Below are 17,485 nucleotides of genomic sequence, written 5' to 3'. Positions count from 1 at the left end.
TAAAGAGGACTTCATGTTTCGCGGTGCGACGTCTTTGAATCTGGATGCAAAGGGCAGGCTTGGCGTGCCAAGCAAGCATCGCGACGCCCTTTTGTCCCAGTGCGCCGGGCACCTGGTGCTCACCGCGCATCCGCACCGCTGCCTCCTGCTTTATCCCCAGCCCGCATGGGAGCCTATCCAGTCCAAGATCATGTCGCTATCCAGCTTCGATCCGCAATCCAGCAAGATGCAACGTCTGCTGGTGGGTTATGCGGAAGACGTGGAGCTCGACGGTGCGGGCCGCATGCTGGTGTCTTCCGTGCTGCGCGAGTTCGCAGCTTTGGAAAAGCAGGTCATGCTGGTCGGGCAGGGTAGTCATTTCGAGCTGTGGAGTATGGAAAACTGGCGCAAGCAACTGGAGCAGGTGATGGCGGACGAGGAAATGGCGCTACCGTCCGAACTGGAAGGTTTTTCGTTGTGAGCGATGGCCTCAGCCATGCGCCCGCAAACGCCGAATTCAAGCATCTCCCCGTACTGCTGCAAGAGGCTGTCGAGGCACTGAATGTGCGGCCCGACGGCATATACGTGGACGGCACTTTCGGGCGTGGCGGGCATAGCCGCGCCATCCTGGCAAAGCTGGGAGAACAAGGCCGGCTGATCGCGCTGGACCGCGATCTCGCGGCGGTCGAGGCCGCCAAGGCGGTCGATGACAAGCGGTTCACGCTGGTGCATAGCGGGTTTTCGCGCATGCAGGAGGTGCTGGCGGATTTGGGGATCGCGAAAGTGGATGGCGTGCTGCTGGATATCGGCATTTCGTCGCCGCAGATCGACGAGGCGGAACGCGGTTTCAGTTTCCGTTTCGAAGGGCCGCTGGATATGCGCATGGATCAGAGTAAAGGGCAGACCGCGGCGGAGTTCCTGGCTACCGCGTCCGAGCAACAAATCAGGGAGGTCATAAAAGAATATGGTGAAGAACGGTTTGCTAAACAGATTGCAAGGGCGATTGTTGCGGCACGCACTGGGGGGGATGCCATCGCCACTACCCGGCAGCTTGCCCAGATCGTGGCAGGCGCGGTGTATAAAACCGAGCCAGGTCAGGATCCGGCGACGCGCACCTTTCAAGCTTTACGGATTTTTGTCAATCAGGAGCTTGAGGAGTTGTCGTTGACGCTTCCGCAATGCGCCGATGTGCTCGCCCCGGGCGGACGCCTGGCGGTGATCGCCTTCCATTCGCTGGAAGACCGTATCGTCAAGCGCTTCATTCGCGCGCAGCAGGATAGGGACAATCTTCCTTCCCGTTTCCCGGTACGTGCCAGCGAGCTGCCGCCTTCGCGCATGGTCGCGGTCGGCAAGGCGATTCGTCCGTCTGAAGCGGAAGTGAAAGCTAACCCAAGATCGCGCAGCGCGGTGCTGCGCGTGGCAGAGCGTACATCTGCGCCATGACCAAGCTCAATCTGATCCTGTTTGCGGTGTTGCTGGCGAGTGCGCTGGGTACGGTCACGTCCCAGCACAAGGCGCGCAAGCTTTACGTCGAGCTGCAGCAGCAACAGGATCTGGCGAAGCAGTACGACATCGAATGGGGCCAGTTGCAGCTGGAGCAAAGCACCTGGGCCATGCATTCGCGTATCGAGCAGATCGCGGTCAACCACTTGCGCATGCAGGTGCCCGACCCCACTCGCATCCAGATCGTGGCGCCGTAACATGAACCGCGCAAACCATCTTCCGATCAAGTTTCCCTCCTGGCGCCGCCGGGTATTGCTGCTGGCGGTGCTGAGCGGCTTTGCGGTGCTACTCGGGCGCTCGGTTTTTCTCCAGGCGATGCATACCGATTTCCTGCAGCAAAAAGGCGATGCGCGCTACAGCCGCGTCATGACCCTTTCCGCGCATCGCGGCATGATCACCGACCGCCACGGCGAGCCCCTGGCAATCAGTACCCCGGTCGAGTCGATCTGGGCCAGCCCGCCCGATATCGAGGCCGAGCCGGCGCAGCTCAAGAAATTGGCCGAATTGCTGGGCATCAAGCAGGCCGATCTGCATAAAAAATTGTCGAAGAGTCGTAGCTTCGTTTATCTCAAACGCCGCATGCCCCCGCCGGATGCTGCGCGAGTGATGCAACTCGGCATCCCCGGTGTTTTCATGCAGCGCGAATATCGCCGCTACTATCCGGCCGCCGAAGTGACCGCGCACCTCGTCGGCTTTACCGGCATCGACGACAAAGGCCAGGAAGGCATGGAGTTGGTATTCCAGAAATGGCTTTCCGGCAAGTCGGGCAGCCGGCATGTGCTGAAAGACAGGCGCGGCCATATCGTTGAAGATCTGGAGGCAGTCAAGGTGCCGCAGGACGGCCATGATCTGGCGCTTTCCATCGACCGCAATATTCAATATCTGGCGCATCGCGAGTTGGCGAGAGCGGTTGAAGAACACAAGGCCAAGGCCGGGGCCATCGTGGTATTGGACGCGAAATCCGGCGAAGTGCTGGCGATAGCCAATCAGCCGGTTTACAACCCGAACAACCCGGTCAAGATTGCCGGGAAATCGCGCAATCGCGCCATCGTCGATATCTTCGAGCCTGGTTCTACGCTGAAGCCGTTCACTGCCGCCGCCGCGCTGGAGGCGGGAACGTTCGAGGCGGAATCGCGCATTGAAACAGCGCCTGGCTACATGCGGATCGGCAGCGCCACCATCCACGACGCGCACCCGCAAGGCTTGCTCACCGTGTCGCAAATCATCCAGAAGTCCTCGAATGTTGGTGCAGCCAAGATGGCGCTCAGCCTGCAACCCCAATATCTGTGGAGCACGTTCAACCAGATGGGTTTCGGTAGCCCGGTCAATATCGGCTTCCCCGGCGAGGCGACCGGCAAATTGCGTCCCTACAAGAGCTGGCGCCCGATCGAGCAGGCGACGATGTCATACGGGCACGGCATCAGCCTAAGCCTGGTGCAACTGGCAAGAGCTTATACAGTGTTCGCCAACGATGGCGAGATCAAGCCGGTATCGCTGGTCAGGATGAAAGAACCGCCCGTTGGCCAGCAGGTGTTTTCCGCAGCAACGGCACGCAGCGTGCGCGACATGCTGGAAACCGTGGTGCAGCCCGGCGGCACGGCTCCGCATGCGCAGGTCATGGGTTACCGCGTGGCGGGCAAGACGGGAACAGCACACAAGCTAGATGTGGGCGGTTATGCCGCGGATCGCTATGTGTCGTCATTTGTCGGCATGGCGCCGGCCTCCAATCCGCGTCTCATTATTGCCGTGATGATCGATGAACCGAGCGACGGCAAGTACTACGGCGGCACGGTCGCGGGGCCGGTGTTCAGCGCGGTGATGGCCGGGGCCTTGCGCCAGCTGGCAGTGCCTCAGGATGCGCCGAGCGACAATATCGTGATTCCGCCGGAAGATGCGCCGGAAGTGAAGGAGGTCGTATGACGAGCCTGCTTTCACAATTGGGTGTAAAGGCCACGCAACTCACCACTGATAGCCGAAAAGCCGGGCCGGGCAGCATATTCCTGGCTTATCCGGGAGAAAGCGCGGACGGTCGTAAATACATCCCGCAGGCGGTTGCCCGGGGCGCTGCCGGTATTTTATGGGAGCATGAGGGTTTTGAATGGGAGTCGGAGTGGTCGATTCCCAACCTGCCGGTGGCAAATTTGCGAGCCCAGGCCGGCGTGATCGCCGACGAATTTCACGGACATCCTTCGCGCAAACTGCGCATGATCGGCATTACCGGCACCAACGGCAAAACATCATGCAGCCACTGGCTGGCCGAAGCGCTGACCCGCCTGGGCCGTAAAACTGCTGCCATCGGTACCTTGGGTAATGGATTCCCTGGAGAGTTGTCCGAGGCGATCAATACCACGCCCGATCCTGTTCTGCTGCATGGCATGCTGGCCGAGTATGTGACTAAGGGCGCTGCTGGCGCGGCAATGGAAGTTTCCTCGCATGGGCTGGCGCAAGGCCGCGTCAACGGCGTGCACTTCGATGTGGCTGTGCTGACCAATCTGTCGCGCGACCATCTGGACTATCACGGCGACATGGCTGCTTACGCAGAAGCCAAGAAAAAACTGTTCTATTGGCCCGATCTCGGCTGCATGGTGCTCAACACCGATGACGATTTTGGCGCGGAATTCGCGGACGATGCCGAAGGGCGCGATTTGCGCGTGCTGACCTACGGCCTGCAAACCGGGGATGTGCGCGGACAGAATCTGGAGTTGCATGGCGACGGTTTGGCGATGGATGTGGTTACGCCATCCGGCAATGCTCGTCTGGAAGTCCGACTGATGGGTCGTTTCAATGCCTATAACCTGCTGGCCGTGCTGGCTGTGCTGCTGGCGAGCGATGTGCCATTGCATGAAGCCGTCGCCGCATTGAAGGATGTAAAGCCGGTTGCCGGCCGCATGCAGACGCTGGGCGGCGGCGAAAAGCCATTGGTGGTGATCGATTATGCGCATACGCCAGATGCGCTGGAAAAAGTTCTGGTTGCTCTACGCGAGCAGACGGCCGGTCGCCTGATCTGCGTATTCGGTTGCGGTGGAAATCGCGACAAGGGCAAGCGCCCACTCATGGGCGAAGCGGCATCCAGGCTGGCGGACAAGGTGATAGTCACTTCCGACAATCCGCGCCACGAAGATCCGGCTTCAATCATCAATGAAGTCATCGCCGGCATGAGCGGCGATTATCACGTCGAGGCCGACCGCGCCGCCGCTATCGACCGCGCCATCGGCGATGCACGTCCGGGCGATGTCGTATTGATCGCCGGCAAGGGGCACGAGGATTATCAGGACATCGGCGGCATCAAGCTTCCGTTCGACGACCGCGAAGTCGCGCGTCGCATGTTGGAGTGCCGGCCATGATGCTGCGACTTTCCGAAGCGGCGTTGGCGACCGGGGGGCGGATCGTGGGCGAGGATACGGCTTTCGATGCCGTCTCGACCGATAGCCGCGCGATTCAGGCGGGTAATTTGTTTGTCGCGCTGCGCGGCGAGCGATTCGATGGCCACGATTTTGTTGACGACTGCCTGCAGCGCGGTGCAGCGGCGGCGATGGTCGATGAACGCTGGCAAACTGGTCAGACTGGGCCGTTGCTGGTGGTTGAGGATACCCGTCTGGCGCTGGGCATCCTGGCTGCGTACTGGCGCGGCAAATTTACCCTGCCGATGGCAGCCGTAACCGGTAGCAACGGCAAGACTACCGTCAAGGAAATGCTGGCTTCCATCCTGCGTGTCAACAGCGCGGACGATGCGGTGCTGGCGACACAAGGCAATCTCAACAACGACATCGGGCTTCCGCTCACGCTGCTCAAACTGCGCGCCGCGCATCGCTATGCCGTCATTGAAATGGGTATGAATCATCCGGGCGAAATTTCGTACCTGACGCGCCTGGCGAAACCCGGCGTGGCGCTGATCAACAACGCCTTGCCGGCCCATCTGGAAGGCTTGGGCAGCGTAGAGGCCGTGGCGCATGCCAAGGGCGAGATTTTCGAAGGGCTGGCGGTTGACGGCACGGCCATCATCAACATCGACGACCAGTTCGCGCCCTTGTGGAAGCAACTGGCGGCCCCGCGCAGGGTGCTGACTTTCGGGCTGGATCATGTGGCCGATGTGAGCGCCGACTACCGCCTCCATTCCGATAGCTGCGAACTCACTTTGAAAACTCCGCAAGGCGAGGCAGTCGTGCGCTTGCCTGCCCCCGGCGTGCATAACGTGCGCAACGCGCTGGCGGCTGCGGCAGCAGCCACGGCGATGGGCGTGTCCTTGAGCGCTATCGCCGGCGGCTTGCAACAATACGCCGGTGTAAAAGGTCGCTTGCAGCGGAAAGCCGGGATCCACGGCAGCACGGTGATCGACGACACCTACAACGCCAATCCGGCCTCGATGCGCGCGGCCATCGACGTGCTGGCGGCATGCCCCGGCAAGCGCGTGCTGGTGCTCGGCGATATGGGCGAGCTGGGCGAAACGGCCGCGGAAATGCATCGCGAGATTGGGGCATACGCCAAGCAAGCGCAGCTTGATCGCCTGCTGGTGCTGGGCGAACTCAGCAAGGAAATGGCCGCCGGATTTGGTGCTGGGGCGCAGCATTTCGAATCGCCTGAAGCGCTGGACGAAGAACTGAGCAAACAACTGACCGCAGACACGACCGTGCTGGTGAAAGGGTCGCGCTTCATGCGTATGGAGCGCGTCGTGGCCCTGCTGCTGGCAGATACTGATAAGGGGAGCAAGCATGCTGCTTGAACTGGCGCGCTGGCTGGCGCATGACATTCGCGGATTCAATGTCTTCAACTACATCACGCTGCGCGCGATGCTGGCGACGCTCACGGCGCTGGGGATTTCCTTCCTGGTCGGGCCGACGATGATACGCAAGCTCACGCAGTACAAGGTAGGCCAGGCAGTGCGCGACGACGGCCCGCAAACCCACCTGATCAAGGCAGGCACACCGACCATGGGCGGCGCGCTGATCCTCGTGGCCATCGCAATCTCCACGCTGTTGTGGGCCGATCTCACCAACCGTTACGTATGGGTGGTACTGATCGTGACCATGGGCTTCGGTATCGTCGGCTGGGTGGATGACTGGCGCAAGGTGGTGCATCGCAACCCCAAGGGACTGTCGGCAAAGGAAAAATATTTCTGGCAATCATTGCTGGGCATCGGCGCAGCCGTATATCTGTTCTATACCGCCGAGGTGCCGGCCCAGACCACGCTGATCTTTCCGTTTTTTAAGCACTTGGCGCTGCCGCTGGGAGCAGTGAGCTTCATCGTGCTGACTTATTTCGTGATCGTGGGCAGCAGCAATGCCGTCAACCTGACCGATGGTCTGGATGGGCTTGCGATCCTGCCGACGGTGATGGTGGCGAGCGCGCTCGCCTTGTTTGCATACGTCGCGGGCCACCTTTATTTCTCCAAATATCTGGGTATCCCCTACGTGGCCGGCGCCGGCGAGCTGGCCGTGTTCTGCACCGCGATGGCAGGTGCCGGGCTCGGTTTTCTGTGGTTCAACGCCTACCCGGCGGAAGTCTTCATGGGCGATGTCGGCGCGCTGGCATTGGGCGCGGCGCTGGGAGTGGTGGCGGTGATCGTGCGGCAGGAAATCGTGCTGTTCATCATGGGTGGCGTATTCGTGGTGGAAACGCTGTCGGTCGCGGCGCAGGTGACCTATTTCAAATACACCAAACAGAAGTACGGCGTGGGCCGGCGCATTTTTCTGATGGCGCCATTGCATCACCACTATGAACAAAAAGGCTGGAAAGAGACGCAGGTGGTCGTGCGCTTCTGGATTATCACGATGATGCTGGTCTTGCTCGGGCTATCGACGCTGAAACTGAGATGAAATTGAATTTAAACGACAAACAGGTGCTTGTGCTGGGGCTGGGTGACACTGGCCTTTCGGCATTGCGCTGGCTGAAGCGCCAGGGTGCACGCCTGTCCGTCGCCGATACACGAGAAACGCCGCCCGGACTGGATGCGGTGCGTGCGGAATTTCCCGGCATTCCGGTGCATCTCGGCGCATTTACGCCGACAGCGTTCGCGGCTGCCGAAATCGTCGTCGCCAGCCCCGGCGTTCCGCTGGCCGAGCCGGAAGTGCAGGCCGCTATCGCGCGCGGCGTTCCGGTCGTCGGCGACGTCGAGCTTTTCGCGCAAGCCATAGCCGGCAGCGGGGCCAAAGTCATCGCCATCACCGGCTCCAACGGTAAAAGCACGGTGACCAGCCTTGCCGGGCATCTGTGCGCCAGCGCCGGACTGGATACGGTGGTCGCTGGCAATATCGGGCTGCCGGTACTGGATGCGCTGACAGAGCGCGAAGGAAAGGCGCCACAGGTTTGGGTGCTGGAACTGTCGAGTTTTCAGCTGGAAACCACCCGCAGCCTGAAGGCGGATGCCGCAACGGTATTGAATATCTCCGCGGACCATATGGACCGCTATGCCGACCTGCACGATTACGCGGCAGCCAAGCAAAGAGTATTGGCCGGCAGCAAGGTGCAGGTGCTGAACAGGGATGACGCCCTGGTGATGGTCATGGCGCAAGAGGATGCCGATACCCAGACTTTCGGCCTCAATGCCGGCAGCCGTCCATCAGATTGGGGCATCGTCGAGCACGAAGGACGTCGCTGGCTGGCGAAAGGTCACGAGCGTCTGTTTCCGGTCGACGAATTGCCGATCGCCGGCATGCACAATGCAGCCAATGCACTGGCTGCGCTGGCGCTGTGCCGGGCGATAAATCTCCAGTACGAACCCATGCTGGCCGCGCTGAAGACATTCAAGGGCCTGGCGCATCGCGTCGAATTCGTCGCCGAAATCGGCGGCCGCAAGTTCTATGACGACTCCAAGGGTACCAACGTCGGCGCCACGGCCGCCGCGCTCCAGGGTTTTGCCGCGCCGGTCGTGCTGATCGCCGGCGGCGACGGCAAGGGCCAGGATTTCACCCCGTTGCGCGACGCCATCGCAAAAACCCGCGCCGTGGTACAGATCGGTCGCGACGGTCCGCAGATAGAGGCAGCTGTGGCAGGTGCCTGTCACGTACAGCGCGCCGAAAGCATGGAAGAGGCGGTACAGCAGGCTTATGCGCTGTCGGAGCCGGGCGATGTTGTGCTGCTGTCGCCCGCCTGCGCCAGCTGGGACATGTTCCGCAATTACGCGCACCGCGCCGAAGTATTCATCGCCGCCGTCAAGGAGCTGAACTGATGTACATGCTCAGCAACCGCGACAAGATCACAGCGCCCACCTACGACCAGGGGTTGTTGTGGGTCACGCTGATGCTGCTCGGCTTCGGGTTGGTGATGGTTTACTCCGCTTCGATCACGCTGGCCGAGGCCGACAAGGCGACCGGGCACCAGTCCACCTATTACGCAGTGCGTCATGCGATTTATCTGGTGATTGCGTTACTCGCGGGTTTCGTCACTTTCCAGATTCCGACGCGCTTCTGGCAGAAAGTTGCGCCTTATCTGTTTCTGGCCGGCCTGGTACTGCTGATCATGGTGCTGATTCCCGGCGTCGGACGCCAGGTGAACGGCAGTCAGCGCTGGATTCCTCTGGGGTTCGCCACGTTGCAGCCATCAGAACTGATGAAACTGTTTGCAACGATTTATGTGGCCGACTACACCGTGCGCAAGGCGGCCTTCATGGATAGCTTCACCAAGAGTTTCCTGCCGATGCTGGCGGTGATGCTGGTGGTTGGCTTCCTGCTGCTGCGTGAGCCGGATTTCGGCGCGTTCGCGGTGATCGCCGCGATCACGATTTCCGTGCTGTGGCTGGGCGGCATCAACGGCCGCATCTTCGCCGGCTTGGTCGTGTTGCTGGTAATCGGCGTCGTGATGCTGATCATGAGCTCGCCTTATCGTTTACAGCGGATTGTCGGTTTCATGGACCCATGGGCCGATCCGTTCGGCAAAGGCTATCAGTTGTCGCATGCATTGATTGCGTTCGGGCGCGGCGAGTGGCTGGGCGTCGGCCTGGGCGCCAGCGTGGAAAAACTGCTTTATCTGCCGGAAGCGCATACCGACTTCCTGCTCGCGGTGATCGCCGAGGAGCTGGGCTTCGTCGGGGTGGCTGCCGTCGGCCTGCTGTTCGCATGGATCGTCATGCGCGCTTTCGCCATCGGCAAGGAAGCGGTCGCTTACGAGCGCCACTTCTCCGCGCTGCTGGCGCAGGGCATCGGCATCTGGATTGGCGTGCAGGCCATCATCAACATGGGCGTCAACATGGGATTGTTGCCGACCAAAGGCCTGACATTGCCGCTGCTGTCGTTCGGCGGCAGCGCGATCGTCGCGAATTGTATTGCGTTGGCGGTGCTGCTCAGGATCGATTGGGAGAACAGACGCCTCGCCAAGGGGGTGCCGGCATGAGCACCTTGATGGTCATGGCAGGCGGCACGGGCGGCCACGTGTATCCGGCAATGGCGGTGGCGGATCACCTCAAGGCCGAGGGCTGGAACATCGTATGGCTGGCGACCGAGGGCGGCATGGAAAACCGGTTGATTGCCGGCAAGAATTACGATGTCGCCGTCATCCGCATGCGCGGGGTGCGAGGCAAGGGCGTGCTGCGCAAGCTGGCCGCTCCGCTGCAAGTGCTCCTGGCCTGCGTGCAAAGTTTCAAGGTGTTGCGCCAGTATCGCCCCGACGTCGTACTCGGCATGGGCGGCTTTGCTGCGTTCCCGGGAGGACTTACCGCCTGGCTGCTGCGCCGGCCGCTGGTGATTCATGAGCAGAATTCGATTGCCGGGCTCACCAACCGCGTGCTGTCGCATTTCGCGCGCAAGGTTCTGGCAGCCTTCCCATCCGCGTTCGGCGACGAGGCCGAGCTGACGGGCAATCCGGTGCGCGCCGATATCGCCGCCTTGCCAACGCCGGAACAACGCCTCGCCGGACGAATCGGCCCCATCCGCTTGCTGATTGTCGGCGGCAGTTTGGGTGCGCAGGCGCTGAATGAAATGGTACCGCAGGCATTGGCGATGCTGCCCGAGGACGCACGTCCCGAAGTGATCCATCAGGCGGGCGAAAAGCAGATCGATGTCCTGCGCGAAAACTACCGCAAGGCGGGCGTGGAATCGGAAGCGCGCGCATTCATCGCCGATATGGCGGCTACATACGCATGGGCCGACCTGGTGATCTGCCGAGCGGGAGCACTGACCATCGCCGAGCTCTCCGCCGCGGGTGTTGCCAGTGTGCTGGTGCCGTTCCCGCATGCGGTGGACGATCATCAGACCTGGAATGCGCATTACCTTTCGGATGACGGCGCGGCTGTGCTGTTGCCGCAGAAGGACATGACGCCGGAAAAACTGGCGCAATTGATCGCAGGGTTCGACCGCGAATCGCTGTTCGCGATGGCGCAGCGGGCGCGGGCGCTGGGCAAGCCGCAGGCGACAGCCACAGTGGCGGCGATCTGCAAGGAGATGGCGCGATGCCAGTCATGAAAAGCATGCACCAAGGAGAGCACAGGGAGCACGGAGTTTATCGGTTTCCTCGGTGCTCTCCGTGTGCTCCATGGTTAGAGATTTTGCAGCGGGTGCTCAAATGAAACACAAGGTCAAGAATATCCATTTCGTCGGCATCGGCGGCTCGGGCATGAGCGGCATTGCCGAGGTGCTGATCAATCTCGGCTTCAGCGTGAGCGGCTCGGATCTCGCGGACAATATCGTGACGCGCCGTCTTGCCGGACTGGGCGCCGCCGTGCGCAAAGGGCACGCGACCGAAAACCTGGCCGCGGCCGATGTGGTGGTGGTGTCCACCGCCGTGGACGAGAAAAATCCCGAGGTCGTCGCGGCGCGCGAACGCAAGATACCCATCATTCCGCGCGCGATGATGCTGGCGGAGTTGATGCGCTTCCGCCAAGGCATCGCGGTTGCGGGTACGCACGGCAAGACGACGACGACCAGCCTGATCGCCAGCATCCTGGCCGAAGCCGGCATGGACCCGACCTTCGTGATCGGCGGACGGCTGGAGGCGGCAGGCACCAATGCGCGCCTGGGACAGGGCGAATATATCGTTGCCGAGGCAGACGAATCCGACGCCTCCTTCCTGCATCTCTCGCCGGTGCTCTCGGTCGTGACCAATATCGACCACGACCACATGGATACCTATGAACACGACTTCGAGAAGCTCAAGGGCGCGTTCGTCGAATTCCTGCAATGCCTGCCGTTCTGGGGCATGGCCGTGGTGTGCGTCGATGACCCGAACGTGCGTGCGATCCTGCCGCGCATCAGCAAGCCGGTGATGCCATACGGTTTCGGCGAGGAGGCACTGGTACGCGCCATCAACGTGCGCGCCGATGCCGGGCAGATGCATTTCACCGTACGGCGGATTAACGGCAAGGTGACCGAATTCGACGTGACGCTCAATCTGCCCGGCATGCATTACGTGCAGAACGCGCTGGCGGCGATTGCCGTAGCGAGCGAGTTGAACATCCCCGATGAAGCCATCGTCAAGGCGCTGGCCGATTTCAAGGGTGTCGGGCGCCGCTTCGAACGTTACGGCGAAGTACCAGCCAAGGAAGGCGGCAAGTTCACGCTGATCGACGACTACGGCCATCACCCGGTGGAAATGCAGGCGGTGATCAACGCCGCACGTGGCGCTTTCCCCGGCCGCCGGCTGGTGCTGGCTTTCCAGCCGCACCGCTATACCCGCACCCGGGATTGCTTCGAGGATTTTGTGCGCGTGCTGTCTACCGCCGACGCGGTATTGCTGACGGAGGTTTACCCGGCGGGCGAAACACCCATCGTCGCCGCGGACGGTCGCAGTCTGGTGCGCGCGGTGCGTGTCGCGGGCAAGGTGGAACCCATATTCGTGGAAACGCCGGCGGAGCTGCCACAGGCCATCCTTGATGTGGCGCACGAGGGCGACGTGGTGATCGTCATGGGGGCAGGCTCGATCGGCCAGGTGGCGGCCAGAACGAAGGAGGCCGCGCTGTGACGACAAGCGGCAAATTGCTGCTGGACGAATCGATGCGCCGCTATACCAGCTGGCGCGTGGGCGGCAATGCCGACCGGCTGTATGTGCCGCACGGGCTGGAGGATTTGCAAGGGTTCCTGAAAGGGTTGCCGCACGGCGAGCCGGTGCATTTCATCGGCCTCGGCAGCAACCTGCTGGTACGCGACGGCGGCGTGCGCGGTACCGTCGTGCTGATGCACGACGCGCTGACCGAAATGCGCTTCGAAGGGACATCGGTCTATGCCGAGGCCGGCGTGACCTGCGCCAAACTGGCCAAGTTCGCCGCGCGCGAGCATCTGCACGGCGCGGAATTCCTGGCCGGGGTGCCGGGTACAGTGGGCGGTGCGCTGGCGATGAACGCCGGCTGCCACGGCGGGGAGACATGGGACATCGTCAGCCGCGCGATCACCATTGACCGCCACGGCCATGTGCACGAACGCAGCCAGGTGGACGTGGAAGTGGGCTACCGCCACGTAGGTTTGCCCGGCGAAGAATGGTTTGTCGCCGCATGGTTTCAGCTGCACGCCGGCGAGGCGAGCGTGGCCGAAGAAAAGATCAAGGCGCTGCTGGCGAAGCGCCTCGCGACGCAGCCGCTTAACCTGCCCAATGCCGGCTCGACTTTCCGTAATCCGGAAGGCGACTATGCCGCGCGGCTGATCGAGGCCTGTGGTTTGAAAGGTTTCAGCATCGGAGGCGCACAAGTGTCGGAGAAGCACGCGAATTTCATCGTCAACCTGGGCGAAGCCACGGCGGACGATATTGAACGACTGATTGCGCATATGCACGACACAGTGTTGCGCGAACATGGGGTCGAGCTGCAACGCGAAGTGAAAATTATTGGGGAAAGGCTATGAACCACGGAGCACTCGAAGGTCACGGAGAAAATCCTTGGGCATCGTTCTCCGGGGGCTCTGTGGTTAAAGGTTTTAAGGAATGACGAATAAATACGGAAAAGTAGCAGTGTTATTGGGCGGACGTTCCGCTGAACGCGAGGTATCGCTCAATAGCGGCAATGCGATACTGGCGGCCCTGCAGCGCGGCGGCGTGGATGCGCACGCGTTCGATCCGGCGGAAAAACCGCTGCACGACCTGGAGGGGTATGACCGCGTGTTCATCGCGCTGCACGGCCGCTATGGCGAAGACGGCACCATTCAAGGCGCGCTGGAGCTGTTCGGCATTCCTTATACCGGCAGCGGCGTGATGGCGGCAGCGGTGGGCATGGACAAGTGGCGTACCAAATTGCTGTGGCAGGCGGCGGGGATTCCGACGCCGGAATTCGAAATGCTGAACGCCGATAGCGATTTCGCTGCGGTGGAAGCGCATCTCGGTTTGCCGATTTTCGTGAAGCCCGCCAACGAGGGTTCCAGCATCGGCATCAGCAAGGTAAAGACCCATGGCGGTCTGCGTGCCGCGTATGAAGAAGCGGCCAAATACGACCCGCTGGTGATCGCGGAAAAATTCGTCGGCGGCGGCGAGTACACGGTGGGCATTCTCGGCGATCAGGCGCTGCCGGTGATCCGCATCGTGCCGGCAAACGAGTTTTACGACTACGAAGCGAAATACATCCGCGACGACACGCGTTACCTGTGCCCGTGCGGCCTGACCGAAGCGCAGGAAAGCATCATTCGGGCACAGGCCCTTCAAGCATTCCGCGTGTTGGGCGGCCAGGCATGGGGCCGCGTGGACTTCCTGATGGACGAAGCGGGCAACCACTATTTCCTGGAAGCCAACATGTCGCCCGGCATGACCGATCACAGCCTGGTGCCAATGGGTGCGCGAGCGGCGGGGATTTCGTTTGACGAGCTGGTGTTGAAGGTATTGGAGATGGCCCATGTGGGATAGGCCCAAAGCGATGCTTTGGTTTGCCAACTTCCTGTATGCGCTGGCGGCGGTGCTGCTGCTGTATTCGGTGTTGTTCGTGGTGATACATCTGCCGATCTTTCCTTTGAAGGAGGTCAAGGTGGAAGGTGAGCTGACGCATGTCACGCGCGACCAGATCAAGCTGATCGTGGACCGGCACCTACGCGGCAACTTTTTTACGCTGGATCTGATTCAGGCGCGCGACGCCTTCCAGAAGCTGCCATGGGTGCGCAATGTCAGCGTGCGCCGGCGCTGGCCGGACAAGCTGGAGGTGACGGTAGAAGAGCATCGCGAGTTGGCGCGCTGGGGCAACATCGCTCTCGTCAACAGCCATGGAGAATTGTTTCACGCCGCATCGGACAGCGAGTTGCCGGTATTTTTCGGGCCAGGCAACGGCGTGCGTGAAGTGGCAGAGCACTACGGCAGCTTCAGCACGCTGCTCGCGCCGACCGGGATGAAGATCATGCAGCTGGCATTGTCGCCGCGCCGCGCATGGGAAATCGGCACCGATAGCGGCATGGTGATCGAAGTGGGGCGCGAGCAGATGGAAGCGCGCCTGAAGAAATTTGCCGGCGTTTACGCCAAGACGCTGGGCAGTCTGAATGTGAAAGTGGCCTACGCCGATCTGCGGTATCCCAACGGATTCGCAGTGCGCAAGCCGGCCAGGAGCGCCAAACCGGCAGTGCCGGCAACGAATAAAACGGGAGCGGCGTAATCGCCGCCAGGACGGAGAAAGCATGAGCAGGATCAAGGAACAGAAAAATCTGATTGTCGGCCTCGATATCGGCACTTCGAAGATCGTCGCGATCGTCGCCGAGTTGCAGCCGGAAGGAAACCTCAAGGTTATCGGCCTCGGGCAGCACCCCTCGCGCGGCCTGAAAAAAGGCGTCGTGATCAATATCGACTCGACGGTGCAGGCGATCCAGCGCGCACTGGAAGAGGCCGAGCTGATGGCCGATTGCAAGATTACCAGCGTGTTTACCGGCATCGCCGGCAGCCATATCAAGAGCCTCAACTCGCACGGCATGGTGAAGATCAAGGACGCCGAAGTGGCGCAGGCCGACGTGGACCGCGTGATCGAAACCGCGCGTGCGATTGCATTGCCGTCGGACCAGCAGATCCTGCACATCCTGACGCAGGAATTCATCATCGACGGCCAGGAAGACGTGCGCGAGCCCATCGGCATGAGCGGCATGAAGCTGGAAGTGAAAGTACACATCGTTACCGGTGCCGTTTCTGCCGCGCAGAACATTGTCAAGTGCGTGAAGCGCTGCGGTCTGGAAGTGACCGATCTGGTGCTGCAGCCGCTGGCATCCAGCGTTTCCGCGCTGACCGAGGACGAAAAGGAACTGGGGGTGTGCCTGGTCGATATCGGCGGCGGCACGACGGATATCGCGGTATTCAAGCAAGGGGCGATTCGCCATACCGCGGTGGTGCCGATTGCCGGCGACCAGATGACGAACGACGTTGCGGTCGCGTTCCGTACTCCGACGCAGTCGGCAGAAGATATCAAGGTCAAGCACGGTTGCGCGCTGCGCCAACTGGCCGACCCCAAGGAAATCGTCGAAGTGCCGGGTGTGGATGGGCGCGATCCGCGCCAACTGTCAGTGCAGACGCTGGCCGAAGTGATCGAGCCGCGCGTGGTCGAGCTATATGAATTCGTGCTGGGCGAATTGCGCCGCAGCGGCATGGAAGAAATGATCGCCTCCGGCATCGTCATTACCGGCGGCAGCAGCATGATGAAGGGCATGGTGGAGCTGGGCGAGGAAATCTTCCACATGCCGGTGCGCCTCGGTTTGCCGCGCTATGTCGGCGGCTTGTCGGAGGTGGTCGGAAATCCGCGCTACGCCACCGGCGTGGGACTGGTGTTGATGGGCAAGCAGCAGATCGAAAGGCATATCCAGGGCCAATTGGAATCGAATTCGTTCGAGCGGATCTGGGAAAAGATGAAGAGTTGGTTCCAGGGCAATTTCTAGCCTGGAAAAGCAGTGTTACGGCAGTAGATTAAATCAGTTACGGCAGACAAAGGAGGAAGCCAAGATGTTTGAAATCATGGATAGGGATTCACAGGAAGCAGTCATCAAGGTGATCGGTGTGGGCGGTTGCGGCGGCAACGCAATCGAGCACATGATCGACAACAACGTGAATGGCGTCGAGTTCATCGTCGCCAACACCGATATGCAGGTATTGAAGAAGAGTCGCGCCAAGATCCAGCTGCAGCTGGGTGCGGAACTGACGCGCGGACTCGGAGCCGGCGGCCGTCCCGAAATGGGGCGCGAAGCGGCGCTGGAAGATCGTGAACGCATCGCCGAGATCATCGACGGCGCTGACATGCTGTTCATTACCGCGGGCATGGGCGGCGGCACCGGCACGGGTGCTGCTCCGGTCGTGGCCGAAGTGGCGCGCGAACTGGGCATTCTGACGGTGGCGGTCGTCACCAAGCCGTTCGGTTTCGAAAACAAGCGCATGAAACTGGCCGACGAAGGCGTGGCTGAGTTGACCAAGTACGTCGATTCCCTGCTGGTGGTGCCCAACGAAAAGCTGATCCAGGTGCTGGGCGGCAAGATCACCGTCAAGGAAGCCTACCGCGCTGCCAACGGCGTGCTACATAACGCAGTGAGCGGCATCGCCGAAGTCATCAACGGTGAAGGCATGGTGAACGTGGACTTCGCCGACGTGCGTACCGTGATGTCCGAAAACGGCATGGCCATGATGGGGTCCGCGATTGCTTCCGGCGAAAACCGTGCACGCATCGCCGCAGAACAGGCCGTCAACAGCCCGTTCCTGGAAAACGTCAACCTGGAAGGCGCACGCGGCGTTCTGGTAAACATCACCTCCAGCGCCGACAGCTTCACGATGGACGAATTCTACGAAGTGATGAACACGATCAAGTCGTTCACCGCAGAAGACGCTTCGGTGTTCTTCGGCAACGTGTTCGACGAATCGCTGGGCGGCGACCTGCGCATCACGCTGGTGGCAACGGGTCTGGCAGGCGGTGCGGCACGCCGTCAGCAAAAGCCGGAAATCCGCATGGTGGCGCCGCTGATGAACGGTACCAACAACCAGCCGATGTTCGTGGGTGGTTCCATCGAAGAAGAAGCACCGGCCGCATTCCGTCCGAATGCACGCCGCGCACAGGTGGAAGCGATGAAGCAGACCGGTATGGACGAATTCGATATTCCGGCATTTTTGCGCAAGCAAGCGGATTGATTCGTCGCGGCAACTGTCATAACGCTGT

Annotated in this window: 16 protein-coding genes; all 16 read left to right on the top strand. The window is 61.2% G+C overall.

The features are described 5' to 3' along the window. Positions 1 to 13: 13 nt before the first annotated feature. Positions 14 to 460 (top strand): division/cell wall cluster transcriptional repressor MraZ, encoded by a 447-nt coding sequence (mraZ, locus tag A7976_RS10195; RefSeq protein ID WP_067111016.1) that lies wholly within the window; start codon positions 14 to 16, stop codon positions 458 to 460. After that, positions 457 to 1,422 (top strand): 16S rRNA (cytosine(1402)-N(4))-methyltransferase RsmH, encoded by a 966-nt coding sequence (rsmH, locus tag A7976_RS10190; protein ID WP_067111013.1) that lies wholly within the window; start codon positions 457 to 459, stop codon positions 1,420 to 1,422. Before mraZ ends, rsmH begins: the two co-directional genes overlap by 4 nt. Next, positions 1,419 to 1,679 carry a cell division protein FtsL gene (gene ftsL, locus A7976_RS10185; protein WP_067111010.1) on the top strand — a complete coding sequence of 87 codons (261 nt, stop codon included), beginning with the start codon at positions 1,419 to 1,421 and terminating at the stop codon, positions 1,677 to 1,679. The genes rsmH and ftsL overlap by 4 nt, the downstream gene beginning before the upstream one ends. 1 nt (position 1,680) lies before the next feature. Then, complete coding sequence (locus A7976_RS10180) at positions 1,681 to 3,402, top strand: penicillin-binding protein 2 (protein ID WP_067111007.1); 1,722 nt, start codon at positions 1,681 to 1,683, stop codon at positions 3,400 to 3,402. After that, a complete protein-coding gene (locus A7976_RS10175) occupies positions 3,399 to 4,826 on the top strand; it encodes a UDP-N-acetylmuramoyl-L-alanyl-D-glutamate--2,6-diaminopimelate ligase (RefSeq protein WP_067111004.1) in 1,428 nt (475 codons plus the stop codon). The genes A7976_RS10180 and A7976_RS10175 overlap by 4 nt, the downstream gene beginning before the upstream one ends. Continuing rightward, positions 4,823 to 6,202: a UDP-N-acetylmuramoyl-tripeptide--D-alanyl-D-alanine ligase gene (murF, locus tag A7976_RS10170; RefSeq protein WP_371440612.1), complete on the top strand. Its 1,380-nt coding sequence runs from the start codon at positions 4,823 to 4,825 to the stop codon at positions 6,200 to 6,202. The genes A7976_RS10175 and murF overlap by 4 nt, the downstream gene beginning before the upstream one ends. After that, the gene (gene mraY, locus A7976_RS10165) at positions 6,192 to 7,295 is read left to right on the top strand and encodes a phospho-N-acetylmuramoyl-pentapeptide-transferase (RefSeq protein ID WP_067111001.1); all 1,104 of its coding nucleotides are present in this window, start codon (positions 6,192 to 6,194) and stop codon (positions 7,293 to 7,295) included. Before murF ends, mraY begins: the two co-directional genes overlap by 11 nt. Then, entirely contained in the window at positions 7,292 to 8,647 is a 1,356-nt protein-coding gene (gene murD / locus A7976_RS10160) for a UDP-N-acetylmuramoyl-L-alanine--D-glutamate ligase (protein ID WP_067110998.1), read from the top strand. The genes mraY and murD overlap by 4 nt, the downstream gene beginning before the upstream one ends. Then, positions 8,647 to 9,807 carry a putative lipid II flippase FtsW gene (ftsW, locus tag A7976_RS10155; RefSeq protein ID WP_240483850.1) on the top strand — a complete coding sequence of 387 codons (1,161 nt, stop codon included), beginning with the start codon at positions 8,647 to 8,649 and terminating at the stop codon, positions 9,805 to 9,807. Before murD ends, ftsW begins: the two co-directional genes overlap by 1 nt. Next, the gene (murG, locus tag A7976_RS10150; RefSeq protein ID WP_067110994.1) at positions 9,804 to 10,874 is read left to right on the top strand and encodes an undecaprenyldiphospho-muramoylpentapeptide beta-N-acetylglucosaminyltransferase; all 1,071 of its coding nucleotides are present in this window, start codon (positions 9,804 to 9,806) and stop codon (positions 10,872 to 10,874) included. Before ftsW ends, murG begins: the two co-directional genes overlap by 4 nt. Positions 10,875 to 10,974: 100 nt before the next feature. After that, complete coding sequence (gene murC / locus A7976_RS10145) at positions 10,975 to 12,369, top strand: UDP-N-acetylmuramate--L-alanine ligase (RefSeq protein WP_067110991.1); 1,395 nt, start codon at positions 10,975 to 10,977, stop codon at positions 12,367 to 12,369. Continuing rightward, positions 12,366 to 13,241: a UDP-N-acetylmuramate dehydrogenase gene (gene murB / locus A7976_RS10140; protein ID WP_088178417.1), complete on the top strand. Its 876-nt coding sequence runs from the start codon at positions 12,366 to 12,368 to the stop codon at positions 13,239 to 13,241. Before murC ends, murB begins: the two co-directional genes overlap by 4 nt. Positions 13,242 to 13,320: 79 nt before the next feature. After that, entirely contained in the window at positions 13,321 to 14,229 is a 909-nt protein-coding gene (locus tag A7976_RS10135) for a D-alanine--D-alanine ligase (protein WP_067110988.1), read from the top strand. After that, positions 14,219 to 14,962, top strand: coding sequence for a cell division protein FtsQ/DivIB (locus tag A7976_RS10130; RefSeq protein WP_067110985.1), 744 nt, complete (start codon positions 14,219 to 14,221; stop codon positions 14,960 to 14,962). The genes A7976_RS10135 and A7976_RS10130 overlap by 11 nt, the downstream gene beginning before the upstream one ends. A gap of 22 nt (positions 14,963 to 14,984) precedes the next feature. Then, a complete protein-coding gene (gene ftsA, locus A7976_RS10125; protein WP_067110982.1) occupies positions 14,985 to 16,223 on the top strand; it encodes a cell division protein FtsA in 1,239 nt (412 codons plus the stop codon). Between the two features lie 64 nt (positions 16,224 to 16,287). Continuing rightward, positions 16,288 to 17,457 carry a cell division protein FtsZ gene (gene ftsZ / locus A7976_RS10120; RefSeq protein WP_067110980.1) on the top strand — a complete coding sequence of 390 codons (1,170 nt, stop codon included), beginning with the start codon at positions 16,288 to 16,290 and terminating at the stop codon, positions 17,455 to 17,457. The last annotated feature ends 28 nt before the right edge of the window (positions 17,458 to 17,485 follow it).

Source organism: Methylobacillus sp. MM3, assembly GCF_001645185.1.
Taxonomy (GTDB): domain Bacteria; phylum Pseudomonadota; class Gammaproteobacteria; order Burkholderiales; family Methylophilaceae; genus MM2.
Note: the sequence above shows the minus strand (reverse complement) of the source record. Positions and strands in the feature narration are given on the sequence as shown.

Coding starts and splice junctions, on each gene's coding strand:
- mraZ (WP_067111016.1), top strand. CDS start 14: ATGTTTCGCGGTGCGACGTCTTTGAATCTGGATGCAAAGGGCAGGCTT.
- ftsL (WP_067111010.1), top strand. CDS start 1,419: ATGACCAAGCTCAATCTGATCCTGTTTGCGGTGTTGCTGGCGAGTGCG.
- A7976_RS10180 (WP_067111007.1), top strand. CDS start 1,681: ATGAACCGCGCAAACCATCTTCCGATCAAGTTTCCCTCCTGGCGCCGC.
- A7976_RS10175 (WP_067111004.1), top strand. CDS start 3,399: ATGACGAGCCTGCTTTCACAATTGGGTGTAAAGGCCACGCAACTCACC.
- murF (WP_371440612.1), top strand. CDS start 4,823: ATGATGCTGCGACTTTCCGAAGCGGCGTTGGCGACCGGGGGGCGGATC.
- mraY (WP_067111001.1), top strand. CDS start 6,192: ATGCTGCTTGAACTGGCGCGCTGGCTGGCGCATGACATTCGCGGATTC.
- murD (WP_067110998.1), top strand. CDS start 7,292: ATGAAATTGAATTTAAACGACAAACAGGTGCTTGTGCTGGGGCTGGGT.
- ftsW (WP_240483850.1), top strand. CDS start 8,647: ATGTACATGCTCAGCAACCGCGACAAGATCACAGCGCCCACCTACGAC.
- murG (WP_067110994.1), top strand. CDS start 9,804: ATGAGCACCTTGATGGTCATGGCAGGCGGCACGGGCGGCCACGTGTAT.
- murC (WP_067110991.1), top strand. CDS start 10,975: ATGAAACACAAGGTCAAGAATATCCATTTCGTCGGCATCGGCGGCTCG.
- A7976_RS10135 (WP_067110988.1), top strand. CDS start 13,321: ATGACGAATAAATACGGAAAAGTAGCAGTGTTATTGGGCGGACGTTCC.
- A7976_RS10130 (WP_067110985.1), top strand. CDS start 14,219: ATGTGGGATAGGCCCAAAGCGATGCTTTGGTTTGCCAACTTCCTGTAT.
- ftsA (WP_067110982.1), top strand. CDS start 14,985: ATGAGCAGGATCAAGGAACAGAAAAATCTGATTGTCGGCCTCGATATC.
- ftsZ (WP_067110980.1), top strand. CDS start 16,288: ATGTTTGAAATCATGGATAGGGATTCACAGGAAGCAGTCATCAAGGTG.